Below are 18,865 nucleotides of genomic sequence, written 5' to 3'. Positions count from 1 at the left end.
GGCCGGAAAGGCCCGGAAGATGCGCGCATCTTCCGGCTTTGGCAACCCGCGGCCGATCAATACTCGGGAGAAGCGCAGGCTATTGCGCCGGCTTCAGCTGGAACGACTTGGCGCCGAGTTCGCGGATCGGCAGGTGAATGGCCGCCGAGGCGAGGCCCAGGAGGATCCCCAGGTACCACACCAGGCTGTAGGACCCGGTGTGGTCGTACACGAACCCACCCAGCCACACGCCGACGAACGAGCCGAGCTGGTGGCTGAAGAAGGCGACGCCATAGAGCATGCCCATGTAGCGGGCACCGAAGAACAGCGTCACGAGGCCAGCAGTCAGCGGCACGGTGGAGAGCCACAGCAAGCCCATCGCGGCGGCGAAGACATAGGCGCTGACCTCGGTGACCGGGAACAGCACGAACAGGCCGATGGCCACCGCACGGCTGAAGTAGATCGAGGCGAGCAGCAACTGCTTGGGCAGGCGGCCGCCAAGATAGCCGGCGAGCAGCGAGCCGACGATGTTGAACAGCCCGATCACCGCGATGGCCCAGCTGCCGACCTCCGGCGCCAGGCCGCACTGCACCAGATAGGCCGGCATGTGGACGTTGACAAAGGCGAGGTGGAAGCCACAGACGAAGAAGCCGATGACCAGCAGGCGATAGGAGCCGTAGCCCCAGGCACGGCTCAATGCTTGCATGAATTTGAGGTCGGCCTGTCCGGCGGCGCGCTCGGTGCGGCCGCGCAGCGCGAAGGTCAGCGGGATCACCAGCGCCAGAATGGCGGCGGCATAGATGAGCGCGCTCTGCCAGCCAAAGCTGGTGATGGAGGCCTGTCCGATGGGTGCGAAGGCAAACTGGCCGAACGACGAGGCCGCGGTGGCGACGCCGAACACCAGGCTGCGCTTTTCCTGCGGCACGTTGCGGCCGAAGGCGATCATCACGATGGAGAAGGAGGACGTGGCGATGCCTACGCCGGTGACTACGCCGGCTGTGAGGTTGAGCAGCGTGCCGGTGGGCGAGACCACCATGAGCACCAGGCCCAGAGCATAGATCAGCAGGCCGCCGACGATCACCCTGGCCGTGCCATAGCGGTCGGCGAGCCCGCCGGCGAATGGCTGGGCGATGCCCCAGGCAAGGTTCTGGATGGCCATGGCCATGCCCCAGGCCTCCCGCGTCAGCCCCAGGTCCGAGGTCATCGGCAGCGTCAGCAGGCCGAAGCTGGTGCGGATGCCATTGGTCACTGCGGCGATGACGCAGCCGCAGATGATCAGCGCGATCAGTGGCGTCGCCAGGGACCGGGAGGCAGTGATCGAGGACATGACGGTGACTCGGAGCGGGGCGGAGCAGGACTGTGTACCTACACCCCGTCCGGCGAGCCCGAGAAACGCTTTTCCGTGATGCCAGCCATCACGTTGCGTGATCGTGGCCTCATGCCGCAGTTGTCTGGAGCGGATGGAGGACTATATCGGCTGGCAGCAACGGAGCTCCACCGTGATCCGCCACATCGTCTTTTTCACCGCCAAGCCCGCCAATCTCGATGCCGTGGTGGAAGGCCTGAGCCTGTTGGGGCAGATCCCGCACGCTGCGCATTTCGAGGTGACGCGGAACAGCAAGGTCGACCAGTTCGGCAACGAGGTCGACGTGGTGGTCTATGCCGAGTTCGCCGACGAGGCGGCACTGGCCGCGTACAAGGCGCATCCGCTCTATGCTGAAGCAACCCGCCGCGTGCGGCCGTTGCGTGAGCTGCGCTTCGCGGCGGACGTCCCGGCGCGCACGGCTGATGCCATGCTGCGCCGCTCGGCCTGATCTCAGGGTAGAATTTTCTCGCAGCGGCGGAGCATCGAGGGCTCGCGCGGGTAAAATTTCCAGCATTCGAGTTGTGTGAAAACTGACCGCGGATCAGGTTGCCCGGCGGAAAGGGGAGCCGGGGTAATGGACATCAAGGAAACCGAGCCGATGCTGGTGCTGAGCGCGGCGAGACGGCTCAGCATCGCGCAGGTCAGAGCCGCAGCGGCGCAGCTCACCGTCGCGATTGACGCCGACGTCCGGCGGTTCGGGCTAGAGGTTTGTGGCCCCTGGGCCTTCGTCGCCCACAACCTGCCACGTGACAGCAAGACCCTGTTCGATATCCGCTTCTGCCGGCCGGTGGTGAATGCCGACGGCTACGACGGAATATTCGAGTTGCAGCAGCTCGAGCCGATCATGGTGGCGAGCGCCACGCATCAGGGGCCCATGCGGACGCTGTTCACCCAAGGCTACCAGCCGCTGGTGCGCCAGATCGAGCTGTCGCGCCATGCGTTCTCAGGCGAGAGCCGCGAGATCTATCACCAGTGGGCGGGACAAGGCGGACGCTATCATCGCATCGAGATCCAGTTCGGGCTGGCCTACTGAACCGCGACAAGCTACCAAAGCCCTGTAATCGCAGCATAATCGGAGGCACAAATGACGGCAGTCATTGTCGGGCGCCGGCGGACCGATGCCGGAAAAGAGTGTGAGCGGCGAGGCCGCTCGTCCGATTGTGTGCGCCGCTGGGCGCCTCCCGATTACAGAGTATTTTCCCTATGCAGATTCTCGACGAGACCGCATATGAGGCCGTCCGCCCGCTGCTGACTGAGACGCTTTCCCTTCACGCCCCGGTCGATGCCATCCTGGCCCGCGGGTTGGAGGGCCAAGTCTGGATCGACGATCCCGCACGACCGGCGGTGGTGCTGGTATCAGACGGCGAAGCCTTCTATCTCGGGGGCAATCCGGAGCGTCTGGCGCAGCCGGCCGCACTTCGGAGACTGATACCGGCCTGGAGCTATTTCCTGCCGGAACGCAACTGGCACTCCCGCCTGCGGGAGATCTGGGACAACCCCTTCGCACGGCCACACCCACGCCTGCGGTTTGCGCCCGAGCGATCGGTGACGGCTCCCGTCATGCCGGCTGCGTTCGAGCTGGTGACAATCGACCGGGCCTCAGCAAGTCGCTGTCCGGCCGTCGCTGAGTTGGTCAGGGAGCGGGCGGGAGGCTGGCGAATGGCCACCGCTCTTCTCGATGCAGGCGTTGGGCATGCCGTGCTGCACAATGGCGCCGTCGTCAGCCACTGCATACCGGACTGCGTGATCGCTGCGCGCACCGAGCTTGGTGTCGGCACGGAACCCGGCTTTCGCCGGCTCGGGCTGGCGCGCAGTGCCGCGGCCGCTGCGATGGAGGCATGCCGCCGACGCGGCATCGACGATATCGGCTGGCACTGTCATGCCTCGAACATCGGCTCGATCCGCATCGCCGAAGCGATCGGCCTGGGCCAGCAGGTCAGATATGTCGCTTACTCATCCAATCTGCCGGCTGAGAATATCGGCGATCTCACCGAGGCCCAGTGTCGGGATTGGGCTGCGCATCTGGAGACGGCGTCCGCGCAGGTGAACTGGCATTCTTTTCATGCCGCAGGCGCATGGGTGCTGGCGGGTGAGCATGACCGGGCACTCGCGTGCCTTGCCCGGCTCGTCAACGGCGGCTGGCAAGGCAAGGCGGAGTGGCTCGAGGCGCACTGGGCATTCGCTGCGATCCGCGACAGCGCGGCTTTCCGGGCAATTGTAGCGCGGCAGCGCAACTGACCAAAAGCGAAGGCCACGCCGGAGGGCGTGGCCTTATGCCGTTCGATCTAGGACCGATCAAGCGGTCTGCTTGACTGCGATGCCCTTTTCGGCGAGGTGCGATTGCAGTTCGCCCGCCTGGAACATTTCGGTGACGATGTCGGCCCCGCCGACGAATTCGCCCTTGATGTAAAGCTGCGGAATGGTCGGCCAGTTGGCGTAGGCCTTGATGCCCTCGCGCAGCTCCTGGTTCTCCAGCACATTGGCGCTCTGGTAGTCGACGCCGAGGTAACCGAGAATCTGGACGACGCGGCCCGAGAAGCCGCACATCGGGAAGTCGGGCGTGCCCTTCATGTAGAGGAACACGTCGTTGGTCTTCACCTGCTCGTCGATCAGTGCGTTGATGTCGCTCATATGCATGCCTTTCAGGCCGGGGAGGGGCCGGCTTCTGTTCTTACGTTAGATAGTCCCGCAATGCGGCGCTGTCGAGGTGCTCATCGTCATTTGACGATGCTTAGTCGTTCGGCGATCCAGGGGTGGCTGGTGACATCTTCCAGCTCGTCATACTGCACGGCCTCCCAGCCGTGGGCCCGAGCCGCTCGGACCACTTCCTCGCGGTCATCGAAGAACAAGGGGGCTTCGGCCTGTCGGCCCAGGCGGTTGCTGATCCAGTCGAAATAGGGTTTGGCCGGCTTGGCATGGCCGATCCGGGCCGAATGGAAGATATCCTCGAACAGCTCGCCGAACTTCAGCTGCTGCCACAGCCATTGCGCTCGCATATGCTCCTGGTTGGTGGCAATGAACAGCGGCGTTCCGGCGGCTTTCAGCTGCGCCACGACATCGAGCAACGGCTGGTTGATGTTGCTGTCGTGGCTGAGCCAATAGCCGGCAAAGGCCATGCTCGGGCCGCGATAGCCGAGGCGGGGCAGGGTACGGTCCAGCGCTTCGAGCAACGACATCTGCCCGACGATCACCTTCTTGACGAAGACATCGTAGATGAACTCGGTCTTGAACCGCTCGGGATCGACCCCGAGGTCGGCGAGCAGGTTTTCGTCCCAGCGGACCTGCTTTTCCGGCCGGGCGTGGTAGCCGTGGACGAGGACGCCGTCGACGTCGAAAAGGACGGTGCGGGTCATGGCGCGGTTTCGCCTTCTGATCCTCCCCCGCGGGGCGGGGGAGGGGGACCAGCGAAGCTGGTGGAGGGGGCCGCGTTCTCTCGGATAGCGACGAGAACGGCTTCAAGTCCTTGCGGATCGAGAATGTCACTCGCCATGAACCGGATCACCTGAATTCCCTGATTGTTCAGCCACATGGTGCGCCGCTCATCCTGTTCGACCCGTTCAGCATCATCGTGGGCGCGGCCATCGACCTCGATCGCCAGCTTCCGATCCGCACAGTAGAAGTCGAGAACGAATGGTCCCACCGGGTGCTGGCGTCGAAAGCGCAGGCCGCCGACTTTGCCGCCTCGGATGAGCTGCCAGAGGATCACTTCGGGAAGGGGCATCTCGCGGCGCATGCGTCTTGCGCTGCTGTAGCTTTTCGACGATGCCCGCACGATTGGCTCCCCCCTCCACCAGCTTCGCTGGTCCCCCTCCCCCGCCACGCGGGGGAGGACAAGGGAGCTCTAGTCCGGCGCCTTGGTCTGCAGCGCTAGTGAGTGCAGTACCGTGCCCATGTCGGCGCCGAAGGCGGCGTTGACCATCTGGTGTTGCTGGACGCGGGTCTTGCCGCGGAAGGCCTCGGAGGTGACGGTTGCCGCATAGTGGTCGCCGTCGCCCGCAAGGTCGCGGATTTCCACGATGGCGTCGGGAAGCGCCTTGAGGATGCGTTTTTCGATTTCGTTGGCGGCCATGCCCATGGCAAGTCTCCCGGTGGTTGAGCCCGATTGAGATATGGCATGCGGGGAGGGGCCGTTCAACGGAGCGGGCGCCGGTTTCCCGGCGCCCTTTGACTCAGGCAGCCTGGCGCTTGGGCAGCTTCCAGTTGGGCCGGACCCAATGGCAGGTGTAGCCGTTGGGGATGCGCTGCAGATAGTCCTGATGCTCGGGCTCGGCCTGCCAGAACGGGCCGACCGCCTGCAGCTCCGTCACCACCTTGCCGGGCCACAGGCCGGAAGCGTCGACATCCTTGATGGTCTCCTCGGCCACCGCCTTCTGCTCGGCATTCTCGTAGAAGATCGCCGAACGATAGGCGCGGCCGACATCGTTGCCCTGCCGGTTCTTCGTCGTGGGGTCGTGGATCTGGAAGAAGAGCTCGAGAATGTCGCGGTAGCTGATGCGGCTGGGATCGAAGATGATCTCCACAGCCTCGGCGTGGTCACCATGGTCGCGATAGGTGGCGTTGGCCTTGCCATCGTCGCCCGAGTAGCCGACGCGGGTGGAGATGATCCCGTCCTTGTGGCGCAGCAGCTCCTGCGCGCCCCAGAAACACCCGCCAGCCAGAACCGCCCGCTCAGTGGTCGTCATGATGGTCTCCATTGTTGGGATGCGCTGTATATACGCATTGGCGGGCGAGATTGTTACACCGGCTCACGGAAATGGCATCTGCGCAGTGGGTCGCTGATAGAGGCGGCCCCCTCCCATCCTCCCCCATGAAGGGGGAGGCGCCCGGCCGGTTCATGGGGCACAATCGAAGGCAGAGCCTCGACTCTTCACCTCCCCCTTTGTGGGGGAGGATGGGAGGGGCTGTCTCTCTCAGTCGGGCGCCTAGACTTCGGCGATCTCACCGGCCATGAACTGCGGGAACCAGCCTTCGTGGCTGGCGCGCAGCTCGGCAATGCCGATCGGGCGGGCTTCGCCGAGGGTCAGCGTAGTGCCGCCGGTATTGCCGATCCAGGGGGCGAAGACGCCGGCATAGGGGTAGACCTCGGCGTAGAACTTATCGAGGTTGGCCCGGGTCATGGTGACGAGGTAACGGCCCTGATCCTCGCCAAAGAACAGCGGCAGCGGGTCACCGCCGTCGAGCTGGTTGACGGTGGCGCCGATACCCGAGGCCATGGCCATTTCGGCGAGGCCGACCGCGAGGCCCCCGTCGGACAGATCGTGTACGGCGGTGGCGATGCCGTCGCGGATCAGGATGCGGACGAGGTCGCCGACCTTCTTCTCGTGCTCGAGATCGACCGGCGGCGGCGTGCCGTCCTTGCGGTTGAACAGCTCGCGCAGGTAGATCGACTGGCCCAGATGCGTGCCCCACCAGTCCGGCGCGCCGAACAGCAGGATCGCTTCGCCTTCGGCGGCGAAGGCGGCCCGGGCCATTCTCGACCAATCGGGTATCAGGCCGACACCCCCGATGGTGGGGGTGGGCAGGATGCCGCGGCCGTTGGTCTCGTTGTAGAGCGAGACGTTGCCCGAAACGATCGGGAAGCCGAGCGCGCGGCAGGCATCGCCGATGCCCTTCACCGCATGAACCAGCTGGCCCATGATCTCGGGGCGCTCAGGATTGCCGAAATTGAGATTGTCGGTAGCGGCCAGCGGCTCGGCACCGGTAGCCGTGAGGTTACGCCAGCACTCGGCCACAGCCTGCTTGCCGCCCTCATAGGCATCGGCCTCGCAGTAGCGCGGGGTGACGTCGGAGGTGAAGGCCAGCGCCTTCGTGGGATGCCCGTCGACGCGGATGACGCCGGCGTCGCCGCCGGGCCGCTGCAGCGAGTTGCCCTGGATCAGCGTGTCGTACTGCTCATAAACCCAGCGGCGCGACGACAGGGCAGGCGAGCCGAGCAGTTTCAGCAGCGCATCGGCGATATCCATCTGCGGGATGTCGTCGGCGGCGAGCGGCTCGGGCGGCACCGGGGCAACCCAGGGGCGATCGTATTCAGGCGCTTCGTCGCCCAGTTCCTTGATCGGCAGATTGGCGACTTCCTCGCCTTGCCACATGACGCGGAAGCGCAGGTCGTCGGTGGTGTGGCCGACGGTGGCGAAGTCGAGCTCCCACTTTTCGAACACGGCGCGGGCTTCGGCTTCCTTTTCGGGATGCAGCACCATGAGCATGCGCTCCTGGCTTTCCGACAGCATCATCTCGTAAGGCGTCATGGCGTCTTCGCGCACCGGCACCATATCGAGGTTCAACTCGACACCGAGGTCGCCCTTGGCGCCCATTTCGACGGCCGAGCAGGTGAGGCCGGCAGCGCCCATGTCCTGGATGGCGATCACCGCTCCGGTGGCCATCAACTCGAGGCAGGCTTCCAGCAGGCGCTTTTCAGTGAAGGGGTCGCCGACCTGCACGGTCGGGCGCTTCTCCTCGATATCGTCGCCGAACTCGGCCGAGGCCATGGTGGCGCCGCCGACGCCGTCGCGGCCGGTCTTGGCGCCCAGATAGACCACCGGTAGGCCGACGCCTTCCGCCTTGGAGTAGAAGATCTTGTCGGTATCGGCGAGCCCTGCGGCGAAGGCGTTGACCAGAATGTTGCCGTTGTAGCGCTCGTCGAACTCGACTTCGCCGCCCACCGTCGGAACGCCGAAGGAGTTGCCATAGCCGCCGACGCCGGCGACGACGCCGGAAACCAGGTGCTTGGTCTTTTCGTGTTTGGGATCGCCGAAGCGCAATGCGTTCATCGCCGCAACCGGCCGGGCGCCCATGGTGAAGACATCGCGCAGGATGCCGCCGACGCCGGTCGCCGCGCCTTGATAGGGCTCGATGTAGCTGGGGTGGTTGTGCGATTCCATCTTGAAGACGATGGCTTGGCCGTCGCCGATGTCGACGACGCCGGCGTTCTCGCCGGGGCCCTGGATGACGCGCTCGCCGGAGGTCGGGAGCGTGCGCAGCCACTTCTTGGAGCTCTTGTACGAACAGTGTTCGTTCCACATCGCCGAAAAGATGCCAAGCTCGGTGTAGGTCGGCGCGCGGCCGATCAACTGCAGGATCTTCTGGTATTCGTCGAGCTTGAGCCCGTGGTCGGCGACAAGCTCTGGCGTGATGGTGATGTGGTTGTTGAAGGTCATGAGAATCCGGCCTTGATCCGCGTGTGTTCGCTATAGCGGATACGTTTGACGTCGGACACCCGGCTGCCTTCAGATTTCCCCGCCGACCAGCAAGGCGAGGCTGGAGTTGTAGTATTGCGGGTCGCCGGTCACCTCGTCGCCGAGCCAATCGGGGAGGTCCAGCTTGCCGGTCGGGCTTTCGAGCTCGACCTCGGCGATCCGCAGCCCCTCGTGCCGGCCATGGAATTCGTCGACGACCCAGTCGCCGCCGGGGAGGTCGAGACTGTGCCGGGTCTTGTCGATCTGCGCTCCCCGGCTCAGGGCCAGCAGCTGGCGTGCATCGGTGATCGGCACCTCGTACTCGAACTCGGCCCGGGCCAGGGCCGATCCGCCGCTCTTGATGGTGATAAAGCCGTGTTGGTCATCTACGGTTCGAACCCGCACGGTAACTCCCTTGCCGCCGGTGGTGAGATAGCCTTGCCGCAACGCCTGGCTGTGCAGCACGAGGCCGCGCCAGCCATCGCCGGCGATGAGAAACTTGCGTTCGATCTCGATCGCCACTACTCGGCCGCCTGTCGTTGAGTCCAATCGTCGAGATAGGCGACGAAGCGCGCCTTCAGCGCCTTGGGCGTTTCGGCGAAGACCTGTGCACCGAGCACCGCGATCCTCTTCTCGTGTTCCTGCTGGCGCCGCGCCGCGGCCGCGCGAGCCAATCCTACGTCGACCTCGATACCGAGCGCTTCGGGGGTGGTAGCGAGGACCCGGTCGAGGACGGCGAGGTCGTGGTGCTGGCCGAGCAGATCCGCCAGATCTCCGGCGCTCTTGTGGGCGGAGGGCAGGACGTCTCCGGCACAGTGTTCCAGAAGGCCCAACTGGTTCCAGTGATACTTGGCGTATTTCCGCCACTCGTGGAACGCCTCGTCGGTCCGGTGCTTTTCGGCGAGGCGGCGGGTCCAGCGGCCACGCCGGTAGGTCTGCTTCAGGCCGCTCGCCAGCGTGTCGATATCGATGCGGCCGACCTGCCAGCCCTGGCTTCGGTGCTCGAGCGCCCGCATCTGCCCGGCAAAGCGGGAGAGGCCCTCGAGTTCTACCTCTGCGGGGTGATCCGCATCGACTTCGATCGGCCGACCCGCCCACTGCATCAGCTCGATCAGCGTGCCGCGCGCGACGCGCATGTCGCGCGCCTGCGCCAGGCCACGAGCGGCGTCACGCACGAAAGTGTTCTCGGTTTCGTAGGCAGCGAAGTCGGGGCGCACCAGGCGGAACAGCGCGCGCAGTTTCTTGCAGCGCCGGCGGGCCTCGTGCACCCGCCGGGCAGGCGACTCCTCGCTGTTCTCGGCGCCGGCGATAGCCTTGGCGATCTGCTCGTGCGCTATGCGCAGGAAGCCGTCAGCGATGCTGGCATCGTCCCGCGACCACTCGAAACCCATGGACCTTCCGCCCCGATGAAGGCGCGAGCTTAGGGCGGGCAGGGTGTCACAAACAAGGCGTCAGGCGCCGGCGGGTTGGCGACGGCCCAGCCAGCGGTCAACGGCGACGGTGACGACATAGATGACGACGAAGCCGACGAGCATGCCGAAGCACCCGACGGCCACCTGGCCGTAGCCGAGTTCGTCAACGTTCAAGATGGGGTAGGGGTACTCGTGCACCAGCGCGCCGCGGATCATCACCACGATCACATAGGCGAGCGGATAGACCAGCATCCTTGGCACATCGCTGAAACGGAGGGCGCCGTGTCCGGCGGTCAACAGCCACCAGAGCACGAACAGCCATGGCGCCAGGTAGTGCATGTAGATGTTGAGGAGGTTGTCGATGCCGGTAAGCGTCTCGAGACCGGAAAGAAAGAACAGGTAGTAGAGCGACACCATGATAATCGAGCCGGCGGTGAGCCCACGGGCAAAGGGACGATTCCACCAGCCGAGCCAGCGCCACTCGGTCGCCGCTGCGACGTAGCAGAGCGCCATCATCAGGTTGGTGAGCACGGTGAAGAAGGTGAACAGGAAGGCCAGTGCCCCCAGCAGGCTGTCACCGTTATCGACCCGGCTGGCCAGCGTCAGGTAGGTCCGCACCAGCAGCGACAGCGGACCAGCCACCACGCCGAACCACAGCAGTGCCGTCCGCAAGCTCATGCCGGCTTCCCCCTGCGACCCAGGATCCGATCTCCCCAGACAATGATCACGGAAAAGAGGCTGACGGCAACGAGCAGCACGGCGACGCCGACGGCCACGCCGCCATAGCCGAACTTGTCGGCATCGAGGATGTCATAGGGATACTCGTGCACCACGGCGCCGCGCAGCAGCACCCAGGCGACGTAACCGATGCCAGGCACGAGCATCAGGCCGATATGGCTGAAACGCAGCACGCCATGCGGCACGAACAGCGCCCACCAGATCAGGTAGAGGATCGGGGCAACATAGTGGAGCAGGACGGTGGCGGTGCCGAGTGCGCCTTCGAGCTTCAGCGTCGGGGCGAGCATGAAGTGGTAATAGAGCATCACCAGCGTGATGAAGGCGGCAGCCGAGGCCATGATCACCGGACGCCGGAACCAGCCGAGCCAGCGCCAGCCGGAAAGGGCGGCAGCGTAGGTCAGCAGCAGCCACAGGTTGGTGAGGTGGGTGAAGTAGGTCCAGAAATAGACGAAGGCATCGGGGAACGAGCGCGCCACCGCATTGGTCGCCGACACCGTCATGACCGACGGAAATATGGCCGCCCAGTCGAGGGCGAGGCCGGTCACACCCGCGAGGAGCGCGGCGCAGGCGAGCAGTATCCGCAATTGGCAATCTCGGCAAAGTCGTTGCAATGCGCCGAGACTAAAGCCCTCCGCGGCGATCCGCCACCCACTGATTGCTGGTTGCTGGCTCAGGCAGCCAGCAAGGTCGCGAACAGATTGCGCCCGTCGGTGCCGCCATGGGCGCTCTCGATCAGGTTCTCGGGGTGGGGCATCAGCCCGAGCACGTTCTTTTGCGCGTTGAACACGCCGGCGATATCGTTGATCGAGCCGTTGGGATTGGTGCCCTCGGCATAGCGGAAGGCGACCTGGCCGTTGCCTTCGAGCGTCGCCAGGGTTTCGGCGTCGGCGAAATAGTTGCCGTCATGGTGCGCGACCGGGCAGCGGATCACCTGGCCCTGCGTATAGCCGCGGGTGAAGTCCGTGGCGGCATTCTCGACCGAGAGCTTGACCTCTCGGCAGACGAACTTCAGCGAGGCGTTGCGCATCAGCACGCCGGGAACCAGCCCGGCCTCGCTGAGGATCTGAAAGCCGTTGCAGACGCCCATCACCTTGACGCCCTGCGCGGCGCGCTCACGGATGGTATCCATGGCCGGTGAGCGCGCGGCGATGGCTCCGACACGCAGATAATCGCCATAGGAGAAGCCGCCGGGAATGACGATGAGGTCGACCTTGGGGATCTCTGCATCCTTGTGCCAGACGATCGCCGGCGCCTCGCCGCCGATCTTGGTGAGCGCAGCGATCATGTCGCGATCACGGTTGAGACCGGGGAACACGACGACGGCGGCTTTCATCGGCAGCAGCTCCAGATGCGGGATGCCGATCCTTTGGTGAGTCTTGGTGGCAAAAGCAAGGGCGGAACCGCGGTTCCGCCCGATCGGCTGTGGCTTACTCGGCCGGCTGCACCGCAGCGGGCTTCACGTAGCCCCTGCTGCCCGGCGTGCCGGGGAGATGCGCCCAGGCGGGGCGTTCGAAGAGGAACTTGCCCCAGCCGGTTTTCGCGATCAGCCAGTAGAGCACCAGCGGCAGGACGAGTGCGATACTCATCACGATGACGCTGACCGTGCTGACATCGGTGATCAGCCCGGTCTTCAGCAGCAGCGTGCGGCTGGCGGCCATCGGGATCGAGAAGCTGAGATAGACGACGATCGAGTGTTCGCCCAACCAGCGCAGCCAGCCCATCCAGGGCAGCCGGATCAGCAGCGCGGCAGTAAGGCACACGGCGAGCGAGCCGACAAAGCCCAGTACCAGGTGCAGCACGGGCAGGGCGGCATAGCCCATGGTGATGCCGCGGGGGTGGAGTTCCGAGCCGCCGGCGAAGACCAGATAGGCCTCGATGACGACATAGGCGATAAGCGTCAGCGTCGCCCACACCGCGTTGCCCTGGGCCGAGGCGACGATGCGGAACACCAGAGGCGCAAACGCGTAGCCGGCGTAGAAATAGACGAAATAGGCGGCGAAGTGGTCGACGAGGCCGATGCCTGACGTGACCGGGAAGATCTGCAGTGCCGCCGCGGCGCCGAGCGCCAGCCAATGCGGCACCCGGAAACCGAACAGCAGCTTGGTCACCAGCGAGTAGACCGCCAGCATGTAGATGAACCAGAGCACCCCGTATGGCTCGACGACGGCCCACAGGATCTGGCTGCCCACCGCGGCGAAGTCGCCGGTGCCGAGTCCGACCTTGAAGACGATCTGCAGCACCGCCCACAGTGCGTAGAAATAGAGGTAGTGGACAATGCGGCGATCGGCATAGGCGGCCCATGGGCGCGCGATCACGGCTCCGAGGAAGAGCCCGGAGATCAGGAAGAACTCGGGCATGCGGAACGGGGTAGCCCAGCCGATGATGTAGTGGAGGACGCCGGTACCGTTGAGGTCTTCGCCGACGCCGTAAGCCGAGTGCATCATCACCACGAGGATGATGGACAGTCCTTTGGCGGCATCGACCCAATCGAGGCGGTTGGTGGCAGGCAGCATCTGCGTGAGCTCCGGGAGCGCGTCCCACGCGTTCTAGCGCGCGGTGGCTCACCTGGGCCAAATGCCTGCACTTAGGCTTAAGCCGGGTGCTTAATGATAAAGCTTTATCGAGCCGATCCGCCCGGGACGAGTCAGAGCGGCAGCGACAGGTGCGTGGCGAGCAACACGCCGATGGTCATGAAAAACAGGGCGGAGAGCGAGAAGGTCTTGATCATTTCGATTTCGGTCAGCAGTACGGGGCTGCGCTTGAATGGGCGGTCTTTAGGTCGGTTCGCGGGGCCGGAACAGTCGCCGACCGTGCATGGCTCCAATGCGCCTCGATGGCTGAATGGAGTCTGAACCAGCACGGTTAACCGAGAGCTGTGATGCGGCCCTGCGACGATTCGATGGGCGCGCCGCGGCGGAAAGGTGGCGACAAGCGAGCTGTGACGTTTACGTCACGCGACCAAAGTCTGAGCTGACCCCATGTCGAGGCGAGCAGTCGTCGTGCCCGCTGTCATCCCTGCGACGGCAGGGACCAACCATCAGTTGGTGCGAACGACGACATGGGTCCCTGCTTTCGCAAGGATGACGCCGAGTGGGGAGAGATTTGCGGGAAAACGCTCCGCTCCGCTTTGCGAGAGAGCGAAGGCGCCGCTGAAAGCGCTGGAGCTCAGAGCTTCAGACGGGAACCGACGCATAGGCGGCGAAGAGCAGGCCGAGCGCGAGGAAGAAGGCAATCGACAGGGAGAACGTCTTGAGCATCGGGGCGGTCTTTGCTGATACTGGCTCTGGTTACGCGAGCGGCCAGCACCATAAGCGGTGAATCTTAAGGCGTGATTTCTATCGTGTAGTTTTCGATGACGGTGTTCGCCAAGAGCTTGTCGCACATCGCCCGGACATTAGCCTCTGCCTGTGACAAATCGGATTCACCCAGCTCGAGGTCGAACACTTTTCCCTGCCGGACGGCACCGACCCCGGTAAAGCCGAGGCTCTTCAGCGAGCCCTGGATCGCCTGACCCTGAGGGTCGAGGACGCCGGATTTGAGCGTGACGGTAACGCGGGCTTTCATCGAAAATTCCCGGAAAGGGCAGGGCGACGCCCTGCAGCTTCAGTGGTCATAGGCCCGAACCGAACGGCATCGCTGCCCGCCGGGCCCACTCCGAGGCGGCTATTGCACGAGTCGCGGGCCGGTGGTCAACGCGTTGTCGGTTTCCACAAGAATGCCGAGGCGCTGGGCCACTTCGCGATAGGCATCGACCAGCCCGCCGAGGTTCTCGCGGAAGCGATCCTTGTCGAGCTTGTTGCGGGTCTTGATGTCCCACAGGCGGCAATTGTCGGGGCTGATCTCGTCGGCCAGCACGATGCGCATCAGGTCGCCATCGTAGAGGCGGCCGCACTCGATCTTGAAGTCCACCAGCTGGATGCCGACGCCCATGAACAGGCCGGTAAGGAAATCGTTGACGCGGATGGCGAGCGCCATGATGTCGTCGAGCTCCTGCGGCGTCGCCCAGCCGAAGGCGGTGATGTGCTCTTCGGACACCATCGGGTCGTTGAGCGCATCGTCCTTGTAGTAGAACTCGATGATCGAGCGGGGCAGCTGGGTGCCGGGCTCGAGGCCGAGCCGCTTGGTCAGCGAGCCGGCTGCGACATTGCGCACCACCACCTCGAGCGGGATGATCTCGACTTCCTTGATCAACTGCTCGCGCATGTTCAGGCGGCGGATGAAGTGGGTGGGAATGCCAAGCCCGTTCAGCTTGGAGAAGATGTATTCCGAGATCCGGTTGTTCAGCACGCCCTTGCCGTCGATGATCTCGTGCCTGGCGCCGTTGCCGGCCGTCGCGTCATCCTTGAAGTACTGAATCAACGTCCCGGGCTCGGGCCCCTCGAAAAGCGTCTTGGCCTTGCCGTCATAGATCTTGCGGCGACGGTTCATATGAGCCCTGCCTCTCGGACAATGTGGGAAATTGCGGCGTTCATGCGCCAGAATGCCAGCCTAATGCAAGCTCTTTCACCGCTGACTGCGCCCGCCGGCATGCCCGCGTTGGCCCCCGAATGCTGCTGTGGCAGGGGCTTTGCCAGCGCATGGCGCGCATCCAAAACGCTCATCAGCCGTTGATCGCATTGACCAAATGCCGCGACCGGCACCCGTTGATTTGGCTGGCGGTCCAGCTTATGTGCAAACCCATCGAGGGCGCCCGAATTACGGGCAGAATGCGGAGAGCATAGATGTCGGGATTCGACGATCGCCAGAAGGGCCAGGAAGCCAAGTTCGCGCACGACTCCGAGCTGCGCTTCAAGGCGGAAGCCCGCCGCAACAAGCTGCTGGGCCTGTGGGCCGCCGAACACATGGGGCTCAGCGACGAGCACGCCCGGCAGTACGCTGCCGAGGTGGTGGCGGCCGACTTCGAGGAAGCCGGCGACGAGGATGTGTTCCGCAAGATCTCGGGTGACCTCAAGGCCAAGGGCGCGTCGGTCTCCGACGACATGATTCGCCAGAAGATGGCCGAACTCGTCGCCGTAGCGCGCGATCAGGTGCTGAACGAGGGCTGAGCCCTCCAGCAAGCCGACCGAAACCATCAGGATGATTTGCCTTGCGCCCGATGGGCGCGAGGCGTTTCGTGCTGGCTTCCGACCGGGAGGGGCAAGATGACACGCTCTCTTCACATTGGCCGCCGAGCATTGATGACGTTGATCAGCGCCGCCATGTTGGCGTCCGTCGTCGGCGTTGCGCTGGCAGACGGGGCCACGATCACAGGTAATGTCGTCTATCGCGAGCGCATGTTGCAGCCCGTGGGCGCCGTCGTCACCGTGCGGCTCGAAGACGTGTCGCTCGCCGACGCGCCGGCCAGACTGATCGCCGAGACCCGCGTGGCGGCCAACTCCGGTCCGACTGCCTTCAGCATCAACTACGATCCTGGCTCGATCGAACCCGGTCATAGCTACGCCTGGCGGGCCAGCATCACCGCTGCTGGCAAGTTGATGTTCACCACGAACCAGCGTCACACCTTCGATCCTCAGGCCAACGCCGTCGAACTCTTGGTGCAACGCGTTGCCGACGGCCCTGCCGCGACGCTGCCTTTGGCCGGTGCATGGCTGGCCGAGGATATCGACGGAGGCGGGGTGATCGACAACCTGCAGACCACCCTCGAGATCGCTGCGGACGGCAAGGTTTGGGGCAATGGCGGCTGCAATGGCTTCGGCGGCAGCGCCAAGATCGAAGGTGACGCGATCACCTTCGGCGATCTGACGGCCACCGAAATGGCCTGCGCCGAAGCGGTGATGAACCAGGAGCAGAAGTTCCACGCTGCCCTGCGCGCGGCGCGTAGCTTCTGGATCGATGCCGGGCAGCGCAAGCTGCTGCTCCGCGACGGGACCGGCAAGCTGGTGGTGCAGTTCGCCGCGATGTAGCCGTCAGATGCGCTGCATCAGGCGGGTGAACATCAGCAGGCCTTCCGGCCAGGGACCATGGCCGGAGGCGAGGTTGATATGCCCCGCCTCGCCGGCAAAATGCAGTTCCGAACCCCAGGCGGTCGCCATGTCGGCAGCCCGGTTGGGAGTGACGTAGCTGTCATTGGTCGAGACCACCAGCAGCGAGGGAAACGGCAGCGGGTCGGTGGGTACGTTGTCGAAGCTGCGGCCCTCGCGCGGGAAGCCGGGACCCTCGTGATCGGGCGGCGAGACGAGGAAGGCGCCCTTCACCTTGCGGGCGGGAAAGCGTGGCGCGGCATGCACCAGCGCTGAAACCGCCAGCGAGTGGGCGATCAGCACCACGGGCCGCTCGGCGGCCTCCACCGCCTCGACGATCGCTGCGATCCAGTCGCGCAGATCGGGATCGTCCCACTCGTCCTGCTCGACGATGCGGCCGGTGGAGAAACGCTCGGCCCAGCGGCGCTGCCAATGCCCGGCGCCGGAATTACCGAGGCCGGGCAGGATCAGGATATCTGCGTCCGCAATTCTCATACGCCGCGCTTTCGGTTCATGAAGTAGGCATGGCCGTAGCGGTGGAGGTCCACCGACGGGCCGTGCCTGTCGTAGAAGCCGACTGCCTCGGGAACCGAGAGCAGGGCCATGCCGACGCCCTCGCCCAGCAACTCGCGGCAGGCCTCGAGCAAGCCCTTGCCGATGCCGCGTCCCTGGAAATCGTTGTGCACCGCGAGATCGCCGCAATAGGCGACCCAGGCGACATCGGTGAGGCAGCGGGCAAGGCCCACGCAGCGGCCGTCAATGCGGGCGCTGACGATCAGGTCGGCGCCGGCGATCATTGCAGCGATCCGCTCACGATCGTCGATCGGCCGGGTCGGCCCGAGCGCGCTGTGACCGACCACGTCGATATAGTCCTCGACGGGCAGGGCGGCTTCGCGCGCGTAGACGACGGGCATCAGACCTCCGGCCCGAAGACGCGCTCGAACAGCGCGTCGACGTGTTTGAGATGATAGAAATCGTCGAACATGGCGTCGATCTCGGCGGGGCCGAGCTTGGCTGAAACCTCGGGATCGGCCTTCAGCAGCTTGGCGAAGAGCCCGGCGCGGTCGCCGCGCGCCTGCCAGACCTGCATGGCGTTGCGCTGCACCGCGGCATAGGAGTCCTCGCGGCTGAGGCCGGCCTGGGTCAGCGCCAGCAGCACGCGCTGGCTGTTGTGCAACCCGCCGAGCAGATCGAGATTGCGCTTCATGTTCTCGGGGTAGATCAGCAGGTTGTCGATCAGGCCGACGAGGCGATTGAGCGCGAAATCGAGCGTCACCGTGGCATCGGGGCCGATCATCCGTTCGACCGAGGAATGCGAGATATCGCGCTCGTGCCAAAGCGCGACGTTTTCCAGCGCCGGCGTGACCATGCCGCGGACGAGGCGGGCGAGGCCGGTGAGGTTCTCGCTCAGCACCGGATTGCGCTTGTGCGGCATGGCCGACGAGCCCTTCTGGCCGGGAGAGAAGAACTCCTCGGCTTCGAGAACTTCGGTGCGCTGCAGGTGACGGATTTCGGTGGCGATGCGCTCGATCGAAGAGGCGATGACCCCGAGCGTGGCAAAGAACATCGCATGGCGATCCCTGGGGATCACCTGGGTGGAGATCGGCTCGGGCTTCAGCCCCAGCTTTTCGGCGACGTAAGCCTCGACCTGCGGATCGATATTGGCGAAGGTGCCGATGGCGCCTGAAATGGCCGCCGTGGCGATCTCCTCGCGCGCCGCGACGAGCCGAGCGCGGTTGCGGGTGAACTCGGCATAGGCTTCGGCGAGCTTGATGCCGAAGGTGGTCGGCTCCGCATGGATGCCATGGCTGCGCCCGATGGTGATGGAGTACTTATGCTCCTTGGCGCGGCGCTTGATCGCCGCCAGCAGGCGGTCGATGTCGTCGAGCAGGATATCGGACGCGCGCGACAGTTGCACCGCGAGGCAGGTGTCGAGCACGTCGGACGAGGTCATACCCTGATGCAGGAAGCGGGCCTCGGGACCGACGATCTCCGATACATGGGTCAGGAAGGCGATCACGTCGTGTTTGGTGGTGCGCTCGATCTCGTCGATGCGCTCGACGTCGAAACTGGCACTGCCGCCCTTGGCCCAGATCGTTTCGGCGGCCTCTTTGGGCACCACACCGAGCTCGGCCAGTTTCGTGGTCGCATGCGCCTCGATCTCGAACCAGATCTTGAAGCGGGTCTCGGGCGACCAGATGGCAACCATTTCGGGGCGAGAATAGCGCGGAATCATGG

General features: G+C 64.8%; 24 protein-coding genes. 5 read left to right on the top strand and 19 right to left on the bottom strand.

The window, feature by feature from the left end:
• Nucleotides 1-79: 79 nt before the first annotated feature.
• On the bottom strand, nucleotides 80-1,306 hold the full coding sequence (locus tag APS40_RS23515; protein WP_055049352.1) for an MFS transporter: 1,227 nt from the start codon (nucleotides 1,304-1,306) through the stop codon (nucleotides 80-82).
• A gap of 172 nt (nucleotides 1,307-1,478) precedes the next feature.
• Here APS40_RS23515 and APS40_RS23510 point away from each other — a divergent pair, with 172 nt between their 5' ends.
• The 3 genes from APS40_RS23510 (at nucleotide 1,479) to APS40_RS23500 (ending at nucleotide 3,583) form a co-directional block, all read left to right on the top strand.
• The gene (locus APS40_RS23510) at nucleotides 1,479-1,793 is read left to right on the top strand and encodes a Dabb family protein (protein WP_055049798.1); all 315 of its coding nucleotides are present in this window, start codon (nucleotides 1,479-1,481) and stop codon (nucleotides 1,791-1,793) included.
• A gap of 126 nt (nucleotides 1,794-1,919) precedes the next feature.
• The gene (locus APS40_RS23505) at nucleotides 1,920-2,378 is read left to right on the top strand and encodes a hypothetical protein (RefSeq protein WP_055049351.1); all 459 of its coding nucleotides are present in this window, start codon (nucleotides 1,920-1,922) and stop codon (nucleotides 2,376-2,378) included.
• A gap of 170 nt (nucleotides 2,379-2,548) precedes the next feature.
• On the top strand, nucleotides 2,549-3,583 hold the full coding sequence (locus APS40_RS23500; protein ID WP_055049350.1) for a GNAT family N-acetyltransferase: 1,035 nt from the start codon (nucleotides 2,549-2,551) through the stop codon (nucleotides 3,581-3,583).
• Between the two features lie 57 nt (nucleotides 3,584-3,640).
• On the opposite strand, the gene grxD is transcribed toward APS40_RS23500, so the two are convergent.
• From grxD to purC, 15 genes are all read right to left on the bottom strand, one after another.
• Nucleotides 3,641-3,976, bottom strand: coding sequence for a Grx4 family monothiol glutaredoxin (grxD, locus tag APS40_RS23495; RefSeq protein WP_055049349.1), 336 nt, complete (start codon nucleotides 3,974-3,976; stop codon nucleotides 3,641-3,643).
• A gap of 86 nt (nucleotides 3,977-4,062) precedes the next feature.
• Nucleotides 4,063-4,698: an HAD-IA family hydrolase gene (locus APS40_RS23490; RefSeq protein ID WP_055049348.1), complete on the bottom strand. Its 636-nt coding sequence runs from the start codon at nucleotides 4,696-4,698 to the stop codon at nucleotides 4,063-4,065.
• Nucleotides 4,695-5,117, bottom strand: coding sequence for an endonuclease domain-containing protein (locus tag APS40_RS23485; protein ID WP_442855832.1), 423 nt, complete (start codon nucleotides 5,115-5,117; stop codon nucleotides 4,695-4,697). Before APS40_RS23485 ends, APS40_RS23490 begins: the two co-directional genes overlap by 4 nt.
• A 69-nt stretch (nucleotides 5,118-5,186) precedes the next feature.
• Nucleotides 5,187-5,420 carry a BolA/IbaG family iron-sulfur metabolism protein gene (locus tag APS40_RS23480; RefSeq protein WP_055049347.1) on the bottom strand — a complete coding sequence of 78 codons (234 nt, stop codon included), beginning with the start codon at nucleotides 5,418-5,420 and terminating at the stop codon, nucleotides 5,187-5,189.
• 94 nt (nucleotides 5,421-5,514) lie between these two features.
• The gene (msrA, locus tag APS40_RS23475) at nucleotides 5,515-6,027 is read right to left on the bottom strand and encodes a peptide-methionine (S)-S-oxide reductase MsrA (protein WP_082434628.1); all 513 of its coding nucleotides are present in this window, start codon (nucleotides 6,025-6,027) and stop codon (nucleotides 5,515-5,517) included.
• A gap of 240 nt (nucleotides 6,028-6,267) precedes the next feature.
• On the bottom strand, nucleotides 6,268-8,499 hold the full coding sequence (purL, locus tag APS40_RS23470) for a phosphoribosylformylglycinamidine synthase subunit PurL (RefSeq protein WP_055049345.1): 2,232 nt from the start codon (nucleotides 8,497-8,499) through the stop codon (nucleotides 6,268-6,270).
• Between the two features lie 69 nt (nucleotides 8,500-8,568).
• Nucleotides 8,569-9,039, bottom strand: a complete 471-nt coding sequence (locus APS40_RS23465; protein WP_055049344.1) for a CYTH domain-containing protein — start codon at nucleotides 9,037-9,039, stop codon at nucleotides 8,569-8,571.
• Complete coding sequence (locus APS40_RS23460) at nucleotides 9,039-9,908, bottom strand: CHAD domain-containing protein (RefSeq protein WP_055049343.1); 870 nt, start codon at nucleotides 9,906-9,908, stop codon at nucleotides 9,039-9,041. The genes APS40_RS23465 and APS40_RS23460 overlap by 1 nt, the downstream gene beginning before the upstream one ends.
• Before the next feature lie 60 nt (nucleotides 9,909-9,968).
• Nucleotides 9,969-10,607, bottom strand: a complete 639-nt coding sequence (locus APS40_RS23455; RefSeq protein WP_055049342.1) for a Pr6Pr family membrane protein — start codon at nucleotides 10,605-10,607, stop codon at nucleotides 9,969-9,971.
• Nucleotides 10,604-11,251, bottom strand: a complete 648-nt coding sequence (locus APS40_RS23450) for a Pr6Pr family membrane protein (protein ID WP_055049341.1) — start codon at nucleotides 11,249-11,251, stop codon at nucleotides 10,604-10,606. Before APS40_RS23450 ends, APS40_RS23455 begins: the two co-directional genes overlap by 4 nt.
• Nucleotides 11,252-11,337: 86 nt before the next feature.
• Nucleotides 11,338-12,000, bottom strand: a complete 663-nt coding sequence (gene purQ / locus APS40_RS23445) for a phosphoribosylformylglycinamidine synthase subunit PurQ (protein WP_055049340.1) — start codon at nucleotides 11,998-12,000, stop codon at nucleotides 11,338-11,340.
• A 94-nt stretch (nucleotides 12,001-12,094) separates the two neighbouring features.
• The gene (locus tag APS40_RS23440; protein WP_055049339.1) at nucleotides 12,095-13,180 is read right to left on the bottom strand and encodes an acyltransferase family protein; all 1,086 of its coding nucleotides are present in this window, start codon (nucleotides 13,178-13,180) and stop codon (nucleotides 12,095-12,097) included.
• Nucleotides 13,181-13,311: 131 nt separating this feature from the next.
• Entirely contained in the window at nucleotides 13,312-13,527 is a 216-nt protein-coding gene (locus tag APS40_RS25095) for a hypothetical protein (protein WP_156343063.1), read from the bottom strand.
• Between the two features lie 461 nt (nucleotides 13,528-13,988).
• The gene (gene purS / locus APS40_RS23435; protein ID WP_055049338.1) at nucleotides 13,989-14,231 is read right to left on the bottom strand and encodes a phosphoribosylformylglycinamidine synthase subunit PurS; all 243 of its coding nucleotides are present in this window, start codon (nucleotides 14,229-14,231) and stop codon (nucleotides 13,989-13,991) included.
• A 99-nt stretch (nucleotides 14,232-14,330) separates the two neighbouring features.
• A complete protein-coding gene (purC, locus tag APS40_RS23430; protein ID WP_055049337.1) occupies nucleotides 14,331-15,095 on the bottom strand; it encodes a phosphoribosylaminoimidazolesuccinocarboxamide synthase in 765 nt (254 codons plus the stop codon).
• A gap of 293 nt (nucleotides 15,096-15,388) precedes the next feature.
• Between purC and APS40_RS23425 the strand changes: the two genes are divergently transcribed.
• The gene (locus APS40_RS23425; RefSeq protein ID WP_055049336.1) at nucleotides 15,389-15,712 is read left to right on the top strand and encodes a DUF1476 domain-containing protein; all 324 of its coding nucleotides are present in this window, start codon (nucleotides 15,389-15,391) and stop codon (nucleotides 15,710-15,712) included.
• 132 nt (nucleotides 15,713-15,844) lie between these two features.
• Complete coding sequence (locus APS40_RS23420) at nucleotides 15,845-16,570, top strand: META domain-containing protein (protein ID WP_055049335.1); 726 nt, start codon at nucleotides 15,845-15,847, stop codon at nucleotides 16,568-16,570.
• A gap of 3 nt (nucleotides 16,571-16,573) precedes the next feature.
• Here APS40_RS23420 and APS40_RS23415 read toward each other — a convergent pair whose 3' ends face one another.
• The 3 genes from APS40_RS23415 to purB are packed head-to-tail and all read right to left on the bottom strand — an operon-like array spanning nucleotide 16,574 to nucleotide 18,863.
• Nucleotides 16,574-17,122, bottom strand: a complete 549-nt coding sequence (locus tag APS40_RS23415; RefSeq protein ID WP_055049334.1) for an RBBP9/YdeN family alpha/beta hydrolase — start codon at nucleotides 17,120-17,122, stop codon at nucleotides 16,574-16,576.
• The gene (locus APS40_RS23410) at nucleotides 17,119-17,541 is read right to left on the bottom strand and encodes a GNAT family N-acetyltransferase (protein ID WP_082434626.1); all 423 of its coding nucleotides are present in this window, start codon (nucleotides 17,539-17,541) and stop codon (nucleotides 17,119-17,121) included. Before APS40_RS23410 ends, APS40_RS23415 begins: the two co-directional genes overlap by 4 nt.
• Entirely contained in the window at nucleotides 17,541-18,863 is a 1,323-nt protein-coding gene (purB, locus tag APS40_RS23405) for an adenylosuccinate lyase (protein WP_055049333.1), read from the bottom strand. Before purB ends, APS40_RS23410 begins: the two co-directional genes overlap by 1 nt.
• Between the last annotated feature and the right edge of the window lie 2 nt (nucleotides 18,864-18,865).

Origin of the sequence: Devosia sp. A16, from assembly GCF_001402915.1 — a bacterium.
In the GTDB taxonomy this organism is placed as follows: Bacteria; Pseudomonadota; Alphaproteobacteria; order Rhizobiales; family Devosiaceae; genus Devosia_A.
The sequence above is the reverse complement of the archived record's forward strand: the minus strand, read 5'-3'. Positions and strand labels throughout refer to the sequence as shown.

What these genes read in the sequence shown, in the direction of transcription:
- APS40_RS23455 (WP_055049342.1), bottom strand. Translation starts at nt 10,607, where the DNA reads ATGAGCTTGCGGACGGCACTGCTGTGGTTCGGCGTGGTGGCTGGTCCG.
- APS40_RS23480 (WP_055049347.1), bottom strand. Translation starts at nt 5,420, where the DNA reads ATGGGCATGGCCGCCAACGAAATCGAAAAACGCATCCTCAAGGCGCTT.
- APS40_RS23505 (WP_055049351.1), top strand. Translation starts at nt 1,920, where the DNA reads ATGGACATCAAGGAAACCGAGCCGATGCTGGTGCTGAGCGCGGCGAGA.
- msrA (WP_082434628.1), bottom strand. Translation starts at nt 6,027, where the DNA reads ATGACGACCACTGAGCGGGCGGTTCTGGCTGGCGGGTGTTTCTGGGGC.
- APS40_RS23425 (WP_055049336.1), top strand. Translation starts at nt 15,389, where the DNA reads ATGTCGGGATTCGACGATCGCCAGAAGGGCCAGGAAGCCAAGTTCGCG.
- APS40_RS23515 (WP_055049352.1), bottom strand. Translation starts at nt 1,306, where the DNA reads ATGTCCTCGATCACTGCCTCCCGGTCCCTGGCGACGCCACTGATCGCG.
- purL (WP_055049345.1), bottom strand. Translation starts at nt 8,499, where the DNA reads ATGACCTTCAACAACCACATCACCATCACGCCAGAGCTTGTCGCCGAC.
- purC (WP_055049337.1), bottom strand. Translation starts at nt 15,095, where the DNA reads ATGAACCGTCGCCGCAAGATCTATGACGGCAAGGCCAAGACGCTTTTC.
- APS40_RS23500 (WP_055049350.1), top strand. Translation starts at nt 2,549, where the DNA reads ATGCAGATTCTCGACGAGACCGCATATGAGGCCGTCCGCCCGCTGCTG.
- APS40_RS23460 (WP_055049343.1), bottom strand. Translation starts at nt 9,908, where the DNA reads ATGGGTTTCGAGTGGTCGCGGGACGATGCCAGCATCGCTGACGGCTTC.
- APS40_RS23420 (WP_055049335.1), top strand. Translation starts at nt 15,845, where the DNA reads ATGACGTTGATCAGCGCCGCCATGTTGGCGTCCGTCGTCGGCGTTGCG.
- APS40_RS23410 (WP_082434626.1), bottom strand. Translation starts at nt 17,541, where the DNA reads ATGCCCGTCGTCTACGCGCGCGAAGCCGCCCTGCCCGTCGAGGACTAT.
- purB (WP_055049333.1), bottom strand. Translation starts at nt 18,863, where the DNA reads ATGATTCCGCGCTATTCTCGCCCCGAAATGGTTGCCATCTGGTCGCCC.
- APS40_RS23440 (WP_055049339.1), bottom strand. Translation starts at nt 13,180, where the DNA reads ATGCTGCCTGCCACCAACCGCCTCGATTGGGTCGATGCCGCCAAAGGA.
- APS40_RS23490 (WP_055049348.1), bottom strand. Translation starts at nt 4,698, where the DNA reads ATGACCCGCACCGTCCTTTTCGACGTCGACGGCGTCCTCGTCCACGGC.
- purQ (WP_055049340.1), bottom strand. Translation starts at nt 12,000, where the DNA reads ATGAAAGCCGCCGTCGTCGTGTTCCCCGGTCTCAACCGTGATCGCGAC.
- grxD (WP_055049349.1), bottom strand. Translation starts at nt 3,976, where the DNA reads ATGAGCGACATCAACGCACTGATCGACGAGCAGGTGAAGACCAACGAC.
- purS (WP_055049338.1), bottom strand. Translation starts at nt 14,231, where the DNA reads ATGAAAGCCCGCGTTACCGTCACGCTCAAATCCGGCGTCCTCGACCCT.
- APS40_RS23415 (WP_055049334.1), bottom strand. Translation starts at nt 17,122, where the DNA reads ATGAGAATTGCGGACGCAGATATCCTGATCCTGCCCGGCCTCGGTAAT.